The organism is Planctomycetaceae bacterium (assembly GCA_041398825.1).
Taxonomy (GTDB): Bacteria; Planctomycetota; Planctomycetia; order Planctomycetales; family Planctomycetaceae; genus F1-80-MAGs062.
This window is the reverse complement of the sequence record JAWKTX010000001.1, coordinates 281820-296906: the sequence shown is the minus strand read 5'-3', so window position 1 is coordinate 296906 and position 15087 is coordinate 281820. Positions and strand designations below refer to the sequence as shown.

Genomic DNA, 15087 nt, shown 5'->3' with positions numbered 1-15087 from the left:
AGTGCTGTACATGACGGTTATCATACGGATGAACAAGAACCAGCATCGCTCAGGCGATGTCTTCGGAAGACAAAGCATCTGCACAAACAGGGAGTACGGTGAATGAGCATCAATGATGTCCTCAAACAACAGCTGGACGATTTTCGCCGCGACTTTCAGAACCTGAAGTCAGAAATATCAAAAGTCATCGTGGGTCAGTCCGAGATCCTCGATGACATGCTGATCTCGCTCATCGCCGGTGGACATGTCCTGCTCGAAGGTGTACCCGGACTGGGAAAGACACTGACTGTTCGAACGCTGGCCGAAGCACTGCATCTTGAATTTCATCGCATTCAGTTCACGCCCGACCTGATGCCGGCAGACCTGATCGGTACTCAGGTGATTGGCGAAGCCGATGATGGAAGAAAAGTATTTGAGTTTCAGAAAGGTCCAATCTTCTCGAATGTACTGCTGGCCGACGAAATCAATCGTGCAACACCCAAGACTCAGTCTGCTTTGCTTGAGGCGATGCAGGAACATTCGGTCACAGTCGCCGGCGTGACTCATAAGTTGTCGGAGCCGTTCTTCGTGATGGCCACACAGAATCCACTGGAAATGGAAGGAACGTATCCTCTGCCGGAAGCGCAGCTGGATCGTTTTTTCTGCAAGTTGCTTGTGCGATACCCGACCGTCAGTGATCTTGAAACAATTCTCGACCGAACCACCGAATCACAAAGACCTGAGGCGAACGCCATCATGACGGGGGATCGCATCCTGACAATGTCTGCTCTGGCGAGACAAATCCCCATCGGTTCCGACGTTCGCCGGTACGGAATTGCGATCATTGTTGCCACTCATCCGGATCATGAACTGGCATCAGAACCCACGAAGAGGTATGTCCGATTCGGTTCGAGTCCTCGCGGTCTCCAGTCATTGATCCTGGGAGCCAAAATTCGAGCGATCCTGGATCATCGTTACCATGTCGCCAGAGAAGATCTGAGAGTCATGGCCACCCCGGTGCTGAGACACCGCATGATCCTGAACTTTGAGGGACAGGCCGAAGGCATCAGTGCGGATGAAGTGATTGCGAAAATACTTTCTGCTGTCCCGGAAGACGCCCTGTCCGCAGCATAGCTCACAGCCAACCCACGCTGGTTCCGCCACCGCAGGCATCGAAGGCGAACAATGCTCTTTCCACCGGATTTCCTGACACGACTGGAATACCTTTCGATCATGTCGAAACGCGTGTTTCGGGGAACATTGCTGGCACAACGGCGAACAACACAGATGGGCTCCGGAATTGAATTCTCCGATCACCGGGAATACACCGCCGGAGACGACCTTCGATACCTGGACTGGAATATCTACGCGCGGCACGGCGACTTACTTCTCAAACGATTTCAGGAAGAGCAGGACCTGCATGTGTATCTGATGCTCGACTGTTCGCGAAGCATGGCCTTCGGACAACCAGCAAAATTTGATCTTGCCCGACACCTGACCGCAGCACTCGCTTATATCGCCCTGGCAGATTTGGATCGCATTGCAGTGGTCGCCTATGCCGACGGAATCATCAGCGAGTTCCCGATCACGCGAGGCAAGGCCCGTATTCTGCCGCTGATGAAGTTTCTGGAAGAACTTCCAACCTGCGGGCAGGATACAAATCTGGAGCGAGCCGTTCAGGGTCTCCTGCACCGCGGATCACGGTCAGGTCTTGCCGTCATCATCAGTGATCTGTTCGACGAACATGGCTTTCAGAAAGGGCTCGATCAACTTCGTTTTCGTCGATTCGACGCCCACGTTCTGCAGCTTTTCGACCCCAGGGAGGCCAATCCCGGTTTATTGGGTGATATGGAGCTGGAGGACATGGAAAGCAAATCCGTCCGGATGGTGACCGTCACAGAAAAGAACCTTCGAAGCTACAAACAATTGTTCGAAAAGCACCAACAGGCGGTCCGCGATTATTGCTCCAATTATGGCCCCGGGTGCACGCAATCGCCGACAACCGTGCCATTTGATGACCTGATCATGAACATGATGCGTACGTCGGCTATAGGACGTTAGCTTAGCCGCCTGTTCAAAAACGGGACTGGCTCGAGCAGGAGACCTTAAAACATGATGGTTTCCAGTCGTTCTGCGTGCCTGTCCCGGATTTTGAACGGACAGATAGGATAGCACCGGTCATCGGCGTTCCCTGGACCTGGCCGCCCGCTGAATACCAGCCAGTTTCTTATCCAGCACCCTTTGTGTCATCTGTTGAAATTCGCCGTCGTACATCGCGTCACTGATCCAGCCGGCCTTTCCCTCCTGGACACGGTCAAGCTCTCCGGCCAGTCGCTGCATCCAGTCCGGAGGTTCAATTCCGGAACCGATGCGGCCACTCATGTATTCGTCAATCTGTTCCCGCAGCAGCCGGAAGTTTGTATCAGCCTCTTCTGCATTGACACCATTGATTTCAGGACATGAGCGGCCGACGAGCGCTGTCATGCGATTTTGCGCCAGGCTACCAACAATCCGTTCGCAGATATGGTCATGAAGCGTGGGCAGCCGAACACCGTACTCTTTTTCCAGGGTGTGCAATTCATTGACGAATGATTCTGCGACGACGCGGGTCTCATCCAGCAGGTGCGATTCCACTTCCGCAGCCTGATCAAGTTCGCCGAATCTGCACATCGTCTCATGCGCAATTTGCCAGGGAATTGTATTCCAGTCAAAACGGTCATAAAGCGCTTCAAGCCGTACGAAGTCCAGAAGACAATACAGTCGGTTACCGTAGTCCGAATATGTTGTCGTCGTGTTGTATTCAAGGAATCGTTCGAAGTTATCAACCACGGATTCGTACACAAACTCAGCCAGTTCAACGGCATCGTCGTGGTCGATAATTCCTGATTCAATGTCGTCAAGCAATTTCACCCTCTGAAAGGGTGCCACAGAATTTGCCAGTTCTTCAAGCAGTGCCTCTGCACCGTTGTGCACAATCGCACGGGCATTGCCCAGTGTCAGCATTCTGGTATGGAACAGGTCTTCGCCATACTCCTCAATGAATTCACGGACTTCCTGAGCCCGTTCTTCATCATGAAGGTCTTCAATGATTGATAAGCGCATCGAAGCACTGTGGCGAGACCAGAGTAAACTATAGGCCTCCAGTAACTTCTGAATGCGATGAAACAAGGCTTCGCCCGGATCCGCTGATCGCGTCTTCCAGCGTGAGGCAGAATGCAGAATCGCGTCAACTGAGCTTGTCAGGCCTATTCGAAACAGGCGGTCAAATTCTGTCACGGCCTGGCCAACCGGCCGACCAGTCCGTTCCATTTGCAGGGCTGTCAGCAGCAATTCAAAAGTTTCTTCCAGCAAACCCAGCCGCGGCAACTGGCTCAGAAGCATTCTGATAATGGCCTGAATTGTCCTTGCTTTCAGGATCGCTCCCGGCTGCCCGCCATTCTCAAACGGCACATACAGCAACGGGCGTTTTCGAAGTTCACGGCACAGAGCAGGGAAGTGCTGCTGCGCGGCTTCACTGTTTCTTGCAAAAATGGCTGTCAGCATCAGAGAGACTTCGCGATCAAGGGATCGACTGTCTTTGTCCTCCGGCTGCTCCGCCAAAACAGCGCCGATCATACGTTCGGCCATGAGGAATTCCACGATGGTCGACAATACGTTCTGCATGAGCAGAAAACGGCACTGCAGCTGAACGTCGTATTCAAGATTGGCTTCAAGATCACTGGAGAAGGTAGCGATCTCAAAGTCCTGTACTTCCTGAACAAGATCTCCCAGCTGTTTCAGGCAATGACGAATGGAAGACAACCATTCCTTGAGGAGTTCTTTCTGATCACTTGCGATTTCGGATTCTGACGCCGCAGATCGAGAAATCGAAACCGCTGCGATGCCCCACAATGATCCAACCGTGTGCAGGAACTTCAGGCGAGGTTCGATTTGTCGGTAAAGAACTTCAAATTCTGTCGTGCCGGGGGCGTACCCCTCATCCACAGTATCACCGGCATTGCCATCATCCGTGCTGTCGCGATACGACACGTCGTCCCAGGCGGCCTCAAACAGATTATGCTCGTCCGATTCGTCCCCATCAAATAAGTGCTCGAGGTCGAGCGATTCTCGATGATCCGAACGCCCCCGCTTCTTTTGTTCTGCTGCAAATTCTGTGAGAGAAGGAACCAGCCAGAACACCCCCGCGTTTGCTTCCATGAAAGCAAACATTCGCCGAAGCATGATCCATCGATCAGCAGGATTCTCGCTTGCACAAATTGAATGCATGAGTTTGTGCAAAAGGACATGGATGGAATGGCCACCATTTTCCAGCCGAATCGTGTCGGCTCGACTCAGCCATTGCATCAGCAGGCCCAGGGCAGCAATGTGGTCTTTTCTCTCCAGCAGGGTGGTAACCACCTGAGCAAACGAACTTGTCACATCAAATTCATCAACATGCTGACGCCAGAATGAAATATCCCCGGCAGCTTCACCGGCAGTGCGCCAGTCCGCAAGAGCCTTTCCCACCTTCACTGCCGCTGATACAGACTGCATGCCGTAGATGTGCGTCAGATCGTTTACGGTGGTTGTTGCATATCGATCCCATTGCCCGGCCAGCTCTCGAAAAGACTCCAGAACAGCCTCGTGTATTTCAGTTTGCCCAAGAGCCGCCGCTTCGGACATAATCAGCGAACAGCCATCGAAAATCTGTTCGATAAGTTCGAGCAGGATGTCGACGCGATTATCCGGGATGGAATCCTCGCGGGCAAAGAACAGTGGAAATTGCCCCTGAAACCCCAGAATATTCCATGGATCCACCGTCGCACCACAGTGAATACCACGATGAAGCAGATCCAGTACCTCCATCATCTGCCGATGTGATTCGGTCAGCTGGCCAGCCTTGACGAACCGCCGAACAAGCACCAGCCGTGACTGAATCTCCGATTCAAACCTTGCGGATAAGCAGGGTATGACGGAGGCCTCTTCGCAACTCGCCTTTTCGAACCCCATTCGAGCAAACATCCATGACAGGTGGCGATGCTGAACCTGGTCAGCCCCATACTTGGCCAGTCGCATATTGAGTTCATGGCGAACGTGACCAAAAGCCTGTCGTGTTTGCTCCGCCAGACGTTTCAGGCGCTTTCCATTTTCGCCCGTGGCGGTTTCAAGCAGGGTCTGGTAAAAGTTATCGCGCTGCCGTGCGACTATGGGCAACAACGTTGTGAGAGAGACCGTCGAGTCATAGGTTTGAGGACCTGATCCACTGATGGCAGACGCCATCAGAATTGTTCCACAAAGCACAGCCGACGCATCGTATAAACGATCTGCAGAATTCCTGTCGGGGCCATCACTGACCCAGTCTACCAAAGAATCGACAATCAGTTTACGGAGAACAAATCGACGGTAGTAGCCCTTCGTATCAATGCATTCCGGATCCCATTCACCAAAGATATAGTTGGTGCGTTTATTAACCGGGTCCAGGTGATCATGGGCACGAACATCCAGTGAAAGCTCTGCCAAACGATCCAGTGAGAAATGGGCAGGTGCCGTCAGCTCTTCCGGGAGTGACTTCATAAACGCCAGCATCGATTCGATAAGCTGACGGTAGCGTCCCACAGCGACTCCGCCTTCCTGGAAATACAAAGGCAGAGGACAGAAACGTTCGTGTTCGTAAACCTCCATCCGTCGGCCGTTTTCCAGCACTGCCACGGGACGATAGCCAATAAAACAATTCAGTTGCTGCAGGGAGACTTCAACCACCCTTTGTACGTTATTCCATGGCTCACCAGCCTCCAGAACGACCTCGAACATACGAGACAGAAGAAAGGGCGCCAGAAAGTCTGTCGAGCCCAGATGCCCCAGCAGATCGCGGTGGTGATCCTGATACGCAGGCAGCAGTCTGTGAAACACCAGTTCAATCACAGACTTTGCCTGAGCAAGATCCGAAAAGGCGGCTTCGCCCGAAACCTGCAGCTTTTCACATTCTGTCAGCAGATATTCGCACAGCGAATCCGCGGAGCTGCTCACCGCCTCCTGCGTGAAGAGCCAGTTAATCGCGACTCGAAATCGAACATTCGGCGTACCGTGTGAAAAATTCAGGTAGCCAAACAAATCTCGCATCGCGACGGCAGGTGTGAGAACGGTCAAGTCGGAAGGCGTCAAGTTTGGCTGAGTCACTTTTATTGAAACCAATGCTGTATCACTGATCCGCAGAGCGAATGCGCTGCGGAGACAATTCTATCCGGAAGCCGGTGGTCACGAGGTACTCTATTGTTGACCCGATACCGGCAATAGAAAAGCGTCCGAACAGAATTACAAGGAATTGAGAGGCATCACTGTCGCGAGAATGACAGTTACTGTCAGGCTGACCGTTGCGAGGATCAGCAGCAACGGGGTCCAGGTCTTCAATGCCTCCGCTTCCGTCAAGCCGCTCATCCGAGCAAAAATCCAGAACCCACTGTCATTCATCCAGGATCCCACCAAAGAACCCGCACCAATGGCGGTACACAGGTAAACCGGGTTGAAGCCCAGTTTTTCCTGAGTGAGTTCCATGGCTGCCATCATTCCCGAAACGGTAATCATGGCGGTCGTGCTCGACCCCTGGGCGACTTTCAGAATGGCCGCCAAACCAAACCCCAGCGCCAGCGCGATGAATCCAGTGGCCTGACTCCCCTGAAACGACTCTCGAATTGTGTCAGACATGTTGGTTGCTTTCAGCATTGCCCCGAAAGCTCCACCGGCCGCCGTGATCAGAATTACCAGCCCGCCGCTGAGCAGAGCGTTTTCGACAGCCGTCGAAAATTGCTTGGTATCCGGAGCCTTCAGTCGTACCCACGTAAACACCGCAATCATCATGGAAACCAGCAATGCCAGGCTTGGATTCCCAAGTAACTCGCTGTAGGGCTTCACCTTACGAAGCGTTGCGACATACGCAGGCTCAGCCGCCCGCTCAGAATCGAGTTGTGCCTGGACCTCATCCAGAGTCGAAGTGACCGATTCCAGGGACCTGTTCAACGTCGCGATCAATTCCGTTTCTGCCGGAAGATTCTCCTGAGTGCTCTTCAGAATTCGGGCAGCGTCCTTTTGCGAAGCAACAACGACCGTCAGGTTCTTCTCCGTCGCCGATGGCTTGGGGATAAGAGCACCAACAATCGTGTCCCCTGAAATCAGCAGGACAGGCAGCAGGACAGGCAGTAATGCTTCAATCAGCGGTATCCTCATGATTTCCTTCTGGCGTGCCGCCAGAGCGGCTTCAGCATCTTCGCCATCATCAAATTGAGGCAGAGTTCCGATTGAGACGTTCAAATCCATCCATTTGGATACCCACAGCGCTGTCATGGCGGCCGGGGCTGCAACGGCGAGTCCAATCAGCATCATCAGTCCGATAGGAACGCCCAGCGTGGCGGCCATGTAGAGTGGGCCGGGAGTTGGAGGAACCATCGTATGAGTAATGGCACCACCAGCCGCAATCGCACAGACATAAAGCAGGTAGTTCCTGCGAGTCGTTCGGTACAGAGACCTTGCAAGCGGCACAAGCAGATAGAAAACGGTGTCGAAGAAGACCGGAACTGAAAGGACAAATCCGCTGCTCATCAACGCCAGTGACGCACGTTCGGCCCCCATCAGTTTCAGGAATGCCTGGACGATGCGATCGGCAGCTCCACTCAGCATCATGGCTTCACCAATCACCGCGGCAAAACCAATGACAAGACCAATCTTCCCGGCGTTCTCTCCGAACGCGAATGCAACCCGACTGACTTTTTCGTTGATTGGCCCCGGGGCCAGAAAGCTGACCACCAAAGCTGCGGATATCAACGCGATGAACGCATTAATGCGCAGAAAGATGATCAGCCCAAGGACCGTGAGAATTCCAATTGCAACAATCAGGTACGGATGCATCAGTCGGGTATCACCTTGATTCAGATTTCTCTCGTACTTGCCCGGAAAACGCGTCGTCCGGTCTGGACGACGCCACTTCCGACTCCGTCAACTTCTAAATATCACCTGAGACTACCGAGCAAATTCGACGCTGCGAGTCTCCCGCAGCACAGTCACTTTGATTTCACCCGGATATGTCAACGACTGTTCAATGGCAGTCGCAATGTCACGGCTCATCTTGATTGCACGACGATCGTTGACCTTCGCAGAATCGACAATGATGCGGATCTCTCGCCCAGCCTGGACGGCGAAAGCGTGGTCCACACCGGGAAAGCCACAGGCGAGCGATTCCAGTTCTTCGAGCCGCCGGACATATTTTTCAAGCGTTTCGCGACGAGCTCCTGGACGAGCTGCTGAAACAGCATCGGCCGCTGCAACCAGGACCGTGTAGATGTACTCCGGACGGATATCGTCATGGTGTCCGGCCGCTGCATGCACCACTTCTTCACCTTCACCATATCGCTTAAGTAGTTCCGCACCGACAGCAGGGTGACCGCCCTCCATTTCATGGTCGGCCGCTTTGCCGATGTCATGCAGGAATCCACAACGACGGGCCAGCGTTCCGTCCAGACCAAGCTGCTCTGCCATTAACCCGGTCAGATGGGCGACCTCGATGGAATGCTGTCGGACGTTCTGGCTGTAGCTGACGCGGAAATGCAGTCGGCCCATCAGGTCGACTATCTTGTCGTGCAGACCTCGAACACCCGCTTCCTCGCAGGCTTCGATACCAAGTCGCCGAATGTGCTCTTCCATCTCCTTCTGGGTTTCGCCAACGATCTCTTCGATGCGTGTGGGGTGGATGCGACCATCCTGGATCAGCTTGGCAAGTGACAACTTACCCACTTCACGACGAACGTTGTCGAAAGCCGAGACAATCACCACTCCTGGTGTATCATCAACGATGACGTCCACACCGGTCGCCTTTTCGAAGGCGCGGATATTGCGCCCTTCCCGGCCGATAATGCGACCTTTCATTTCGTCACTGGGAATATCAACCGTCGAGACCGTTGATTCAGACGTGTGAGCAGACGCATAGCGCTGTACAGCCATTCCAATGATTTCCCGCGCCTGTCGTTCGCATTCGGCTTTTACGGTACTTTCGTGCTTCAGGATCAGCGCGCCGGTTTCTTCGGCAAGCTCACGCTCCATGCGTTTCAGCAACAGCTCTGATGCATTCTCCCGACTCAACCCACTGATCTGATAGAGCTGTTCCTGCTCGTCCTTCAGCAGACGAGTCAGTTCGTTGTCTTTGGCCTCGATGGACTTTGCTCGTTCAGCCAGTTTTTGTTGCGTCGCCTGAAGCATTTTCTCCTTCTTGCGGAAGGAGTCCTGCTGTTCTTCAAGGTGTGATTCTCGCTTATCCAGTTCACGCTCTTTAACGCGAATCTGATTGCGTTGTTCATCCAGTTTTGCATCCATCGCCTCACGGCGTTTCAGCATTTCTTCCTTCAGCTTAAGTTCAAGGTCTTTTTTCAGCGTTTCTGCGTCGCGTTCCGCCTGACGCAGGATTTCATCACGAGTCTTGTATGCGCCACCTTTGAGGACTCGATCCACAAAGAAGCCAATTGCAAGACCAACGACGACGGAAACAATACCGACGAGCGTCGGATCCATGGATATGCCCTCAGATCAAATACGGACCTGTTGTCTCGATCAAATCGAGTGGCAAACGTGACGATGTTTCGTCAGGCTCTCAGCAATCTGCACACCTCTCAAAGTGTGTGCCTATTGTTGTGTGCTCCTGAAGCCGGTGTGCATCCGAAGAAAGGACCATTCAACTGTTTGAAACCGGACATTGTCACGATACGGTGGTGCAAAGCGATTTGCACCACCAGCCACCATTCCGGGTGGCCCGGTCGTCGTCAATTCTGCCAGCGACAACATCCGAAACCCCATCGGCGACGGCGCCCCGAAGGACCCATCCTGATTGCGGGAGTTCCGTTTGTCGATACCTGTACACTTCGATGCGGCGATGCACATCAGACAGTGCAGACAGCAGACGGTGAAAATAATAAGTCCAGCGAGTACCATTTGCGGATCTCACTGTCTGCATAGTTCACCATCGAACAGATACGCCTGTTCAACAGTTCGCCAGCAGACAAATCACAAAAGGACTGAGACAAAATCAGTTGGACGCATGCCGATCAACCAGCACCGAACCATTCACTTGTCACGTTCACAGCAGGTTCCGAAAACCTTTCCTGTCAACACTCTTCCCGAAACAGAGATTTTAGAATTTCGGTTCTGGAAAGAGACCAGGGAATGCTACCAAAGCTGAATCGAAGGTCAACCAGGTGCAAGTGGATGGATCAACACGCGGACCAATTATCAACGAACATCAGGCAGGAACTATCGAAACTTGTTCCCCGGGGTTCGACGGTGCTACTTGCGGTTTCCGGCGGGAAAGACAGTGTTGTCCTGTCCCATGCCGCATCCCGACGAACGCACGAACCGGAAGAAGTTGTCACTTCCAGGAGCCCCGAAGAACTCCAGGGCGTCGCCCACTGGAATTTCCTTGTCGCTCACGTTGACCATGGACTCCGAGGAACCCATAGCCAGAAAGACCGGATATTCGTCGAATCCCTGGCAGAACAGCTTGGGCTCCCATTCTTCTGCAAGAAAGCGGCCGATGGTTCCATCGTCGACCAGAATCAGGGTTCGCTGGAAGAATCAGCCCGGCAGGTGCGATATCAACTGCTTCTGGAAATGGCTGCAGAGCAGGGGGCAGAATTTGTTGTCACAGCCCACCATCGAGACGACCAGGCTGAAACGGTGCTGCATAACCTCGTTCGGGGAAGTGGACTGCGTGGACTCTCAGGTATGTCTGTCGCAAGACCACTTGGCGAACACTGTCAACTGCTTCGGCCACTGCTGTCCGTCAGTCGGCAGCAAATCGACCATTATGCCGCGGCCCATCAGTTAACGTGGTGTGACGACCACACAAATGCGGATCGCTCTTTTACTCGAAACCGCCTCCGGCACGATGTACTTCCCTATCTTCAGACTCACTCGAACCGCGACATAGCGAACAGTCTGGAAACGATTGCCAGACAGGCAAGAGAAGCGATTTCCATCATCGACGAAGTTGCCGGAAACCTACTGGATCAATGCCAGCTTGAACGAACACCAGTCAGCTGCAGATTATCCCGCGCTACCCTGCAATCCGCGTCCGAACCACTGATCCGCCATATGCTGACTCTGCTGTGGATCCGCCAATGCTGGCCTCGCCAAAAAATGACCTCGCGGCACTGGAGTCATCTGTCGGAGTCGATAGTGAACGACACGACTTCCAGACGGACGCTGCCCGGCAGTATTCAAATGACACTTGACCACAACATCATTCGATTTGAACGCACCAATGAAGCTTGACAGTACATGAATTCCCCTCGCGAAAAAAAAGGCGTCAACATTCGATGACGCCTTTCCCGTGATGTCCGCAGACGCCGGCAACGGCCGGTGGATGCTTTAAAGGCTGAGCCTATGCTTCAGCGACACCCATGGCTTCCGGAGATTCAACCTCCTCGTTGACATGAACAGCCTTGTAACCACCTCGCGACTTGAAGTACAGGATTAACAACAGGTAGAAGACGGCCATCGTCGCGGGAACATAGGCCGTCAGCTTCAGCGCCTCTTTTCCGCCATAAACTCCTGCAGCACTTACGATAGGCCCATCTTTTTCGGCAGACTTTTCTGCGTCATTCCACCATGTCACCAGCCCCTCATGCCGAGGATCAGACGTGTTCTGAGATTTGAGCAGCTCGCCCACGCGATTCAACTCTTTTCCCTTATCTTCAAGCACTCCCACTTTGGCTCCGTCGAGCCCAACCGTCTCGAACCCGAAGAAACTGCTTGGTTCACCGGCCTTGTAGCGGTCATACGTTTCCTCTGAAACGTTCTTCAGATTCGCCGAGGCGTTGTAGTCCTGCTTGAAACCGATGGCCGGGCCACCAAGCAATCCGGCAGACAACATACCAACACCGCCAAGCATTCCAATCGAGATTGCTCCCCCCTTGGGAAACTGTTCAGAAACGACCGCCAGCATCGTTGGCCAGAGGAAGGTCTTTCCGAGCGCGTAGACAGTCGCCGCAATAATACATGCCGTCACAGTTTCAGCACCGCCGAGCAGTGTCAGCCCCGTGGCACCAAGGACTGCGCTGGCCAGCAACAGCCCCAGCGGAGAAATCCGGTGGACGATAGGTCCGGCAAAGAATCGCAGCACGAACATCAGCATCGATGTATAAGCGAACAACATCAGCCCTTTTTGAGGGTCCGCCATAATGGCTCCCGTGATTTTTGAAATCCAGGAGTCTGTCCCCAGTTCGACGTATCCAACCATCGCGTGAACAACCAGCAGTACCAGCATCAGTGGTGCAAAAAGCGTGCTGATCATTTCGCCCGTGCTGACGCCGGCATCAGCCGCTTCAGACTTCGGAAACTTTTGCCCAAGCAGCATCAAACCGTAAGCCACGGTCGGAATCAGGAACAACGACATCTGAATCTTCCAGTCGACAGCAGCGCTGAGGACCTCTCCGGTTTCACTTGTCTTCGCGGCCATCAGTGCAGAGGCCACACTTCCCGCAACAAGACCGGCGGGCCAGCCAGCATGAAGGATATTCAGGTAGTGCGTTTTGTTCTTCGGAAACAGCGTTGCGACAAGTGGATTGACGACAGCTTCACACAGTCCATTTCCGACTGCAAAAATGAACATACCCCAGAACAGGCACGCATAGGCCAGTGACTTCCCACCCGATGCAAATGCCAGCGGCGCGGCGAGCGTCAATCCGGCGGAGACAAGGTGCAGGATGAACGCCATGATCAGCAATCGGCCGTATCCGATTTTGTCGGCAATCAACGAACTCAGGATGATGACCACGCCGAACCCGGTCAAACCACCGCCAGTGATGGCCCCCAGTTCGGTCATTGTGAAACCAAACTCATTGGCCCACTGAGTCAGAATCCCGCCTCGAACGGCATAACCTACGCCTGCAGCCAGAATGGCCATAAATCCTGCCCACAACAGCCGTTTTGCGTTTGGCGCGACTGCGTCGTTTTCACCTGAGCTCATTCAAAGTGACTCCCGAAAATAATGACTCGCCTGAGTTTGAGAGAATGCAGGGGAGGAGTTTGGTACCGCTGGTCCAAATCCCGCATCGCGCGACCCGATTCATTCGGTCCCCGAAAGAAACAGCCAGCAAGTCTAGCCAGCAAATTGGACGCTTTCCATTCACTTTGACGACTGATCTGCCCGAGTTGGCGACAATGACTTCCGCCGTGATTCTGCGAACAATCCTTTTCGTCCTGAGCGGCACCGGCTGATTTCGCTCGGGGCAATCACCGGGACTGCGCCCGATTCACAGCATTCCGACAGGAATTCATTTCCAAATCGAAAATGGGCTCTGATTTTTGAATTCCGGCCCTGTCTGAATGGATGCTGGATCGCGGGCAGGATCGGCAATGAGTATGGATGCTTTGGACAACGTGGATTTCCTGTTTCGGGTTGTTCTTTCTGATGTGATCTGACCAGAATGTTCAGTTCGATGCATCAACTCACTCGTGGGATCCGGAGCCTCAGCAGCAGGAAACAGCCATGACCTCCAGAGCCGTCCGTCAGGATTCAATCCTGACCAACCTGTCTGCCCGCCGAATTCTTCGCACACGCAGAAGCGCTCTCCGAATCGGAACGATGGGCTTCGGAGGCTGGACTCTATCGAGTCTGCTTCAGGCAGAAGCATCATCTGGCCTGAAATCGAGCCGAAAGTCGATCATCAACATTCATTTGGACGGTGGTCCGCCTCATCTGGATACCATTGACCCCAAGCCTCATGCACCTGTCGAAATTCGGGGCGAGTTTGATTCACTTGAAACGACAGTGCCAGGGCTGAATGTGACAGAGCTGATGCCTCGAGTAGCTTCGATCGCTCACAGATTTGCATTCATTCGAAGTCTGGTCGGTTCTGCCGGCGCGCATGACGCATTTCAGTGTCAAAGCGGGTATGGGGCCAAAGACCTGCAGTCTCTTGGAGGTCGTCCTGCGGTTGGCTGTGTCATCTCAAAATTGAAAGGCCGATCGGACGATCCGGCTCCGGCTTTTATTGATTTGATGCAGGGAAGACCGCTCGTTCGTCGAAGTGCCCGCCCGGGTTTTCTGGGTCCTTCAGTGCAGCCATTCCGTCCGGATATCTCGAAGATGTTTCATCGCGAACTCGAACCCGGAATGAAGGGAGAGCTTTCGCGGCTGGGTGACGAACACAGTATTCGACTGACGCTGGATGCAGACCTTTCGGTGGAGCGTGTGGATGATCGAACGGCATTGCTCACAAGCCTCGATCGAATGCGCCGTGATGTTGATGCTTCCGGAATTATGGAGGCTATGGATAGTTTCACGCAACAGGCCGTTGGAATCCTGATGTCAGGTCAGCTGGCACGGGCCATGGACCTTGAGAACGAAGACGCACGAACACTGGCCCGCTATACAGCACCCGCTTCTGATGCCGGTCGTCAGTCCACCACAAGTGAAGGTCCGGATTCGATACGCAAGTTCCTCCTTGCCCGCAGACTGATTGAAGCTGGAGCCCGTTGTGTCAGCGTTTCAATCAGTGACTTCGATACACATTCCGATAACTTTCCGCGCATGCGCAATCTGATGCCAATCGTTGATTTCGGACTGCACGCACTCGTCACAGACCTGGAAGAACGCGGGATACTGGATGACGTGAGCATCGTGGTCTGGGGCGAATTTGGCCGCACACCACGGATCGACCCAAAGACCGGTGGACGTCACCACTGGCCGCGAGTCGGCCCGGCTCTGCTCGCCGGCGGCGGAATACGCACCGGTCAGGTTATCGGCGAAACCGATCGGCTTGGCGACGACGTGCGATCACGCCCAGTGCACTACAAAGACATCTTTGCAACACTTTACGCCAACCTGGGCATCGACGCCCGCAACATCACCATCCCCGATCCGCAAGGCCGCCCACAATACCTGCTGGATGATGGCACGCCGCTACCGGAACTTCGCTGACAACTGCTGCCAGTCGGCATACTGACTTGCAAAATCCGTCGTCTGGGCTCAGCTTCCAATGGACTGGACAGACTTCCAGGACAATTGCGAATTTGCATAGGGTGCATCCGTTGAATGGAGGCACGTTCAGATGAGCAGTGTCTTCCAGAGTTAGAGCCAGTTGTCGAAAT

At 53.7% G+C, this 15087-nt stretch carries 9 protein-coding genes; 4 read left to right on the top strand and 5 right to left on the bottom strand.

Translation table 11 applies throughout. The features are described from left to right. Nucleotides 1-102 precede the first annotated feature (102 nt). Together R3C20_01065 and R3C20_01060 are read left to right on the top strand one after the other, a co-directional pair. The gene (locus tag R3C20_01065) at nt 103-1113 is read left to right on the top strand and encodes a MoxR family ATPase (GenBank protein ID MEZ6039064.1); all 1011 of its coding nucleotides are present in this window, start codon (nt 103-105) and stop codon (nt 1111-1113) included. A 51-nt stretch (nt 1114-1164) separates the two neighbouring features. Next, the gene (locus tag R3C20_01060) at nt 1165-2040 is read left to right on the top strand and encodes a DUF58 domain-containing protein (protein MEZ6039063.1); all 876 of its coding nucleotides are present in this window, start codon (nt 1165-1167) and stop codon (nt 2038-2040) included. 117 nt (nt 2041-2157) lie between these two features. Here the strand turns inward: R3C20_01060 and R3C20_01055 are convergent, their stop codons facing one another. The 4 genes from R3C20_01055 to R3C20_01040 all read right to left on the bottom strand — a co-directional run bounded on the left by R3C20_01055 (nt 2158) and on the right by R3C20_01040 (nt 9949). Continuing rightward, a complete protein-coding gene (locus R3C20_01055) occupies nt 2158-6078 on the bottom strand; it encodes a hypothetical protein (GenBank protein MEZ6039062.1) in 3921 nt (1306 codons plus the stop codon). Between the two features lie 192 nt (nt 6079-6270). Continuing rightward, a complete protein-coding gene (locus R3C20_01050; protein ID MEZ6039061.1) occupies nt 6271-7857 on the bottom strand; it encodes an SLC13 family permease in 1587 nt (528 codons plus the stop codon). Between the two features lie 111 nt (nt 7858-7968). Continuing rightward, nucleotides 7969-9510 carry a ribonuclease Y gene (gene rny / locus R3C20_01045; protein MEZ6039060.1) on the bottom strand — a complete coding sequence of 514 codons (1542 nt, stop codon included), beginning with the start codon at nt 9508-9510 and terminating at the stop codon, nt 7969-7971. A gap of 184 nt (nt 9511-9694) precedes the next feature. Next, entirely contained in the window at nt 9695-9949 is a 255-nt protein-coding gene (locus tag R3C20_01040; GenBank protein MEZ6039059.1) for a hypothetical protein, read from the bottom strand. 251 nt (nt 9950-10200) lie between these two features. Between R3C20_01040 and tilS the strand changes: the two genes are divergently transcribed. Then, a complete protein-coding gene (gene tilS, locus R3C20_01035; GenBank protein ID MEZ6039058.1) occupies nt 10201-11265 on the top strand; it encodes a tRNA lysidine(34) synthetase TilS in 1065 nt (354 codons plus the stop codon). Nucleotides 11266-11374: 109 nt separating this feature from the next. On the opposite strand, the gene R3C20_01030 is transcribed toward tilS, so the two are convergent. Then, on the bottom strand, nt 11375-12961 hold the full coding sequence (locus R3C20_01030) for an MFS transporter (GenBank protein ID MEZ6039057.1): 1587 nt from the start codon (nt 12959-12961) through the stop codon (nt 11375-11377). A gap of 522 nt (nt 12962-13483) precedes the next feature. On the opposite strand from R3C20_01030, the gene R3C20_01025 reads away from it, so the two are divergent. After that, complete coding sequence (locus R3C20_01025) at nt 13484-14917, top strand: DUF1501 domain-containing protein (protein ID MEZ6039056.1); 1434 nt, start codon at nt 13484-13486, stop codon at nt 14915-14917. Nucleotides 14918-15087: the final 170 nt, after the last annotated feature.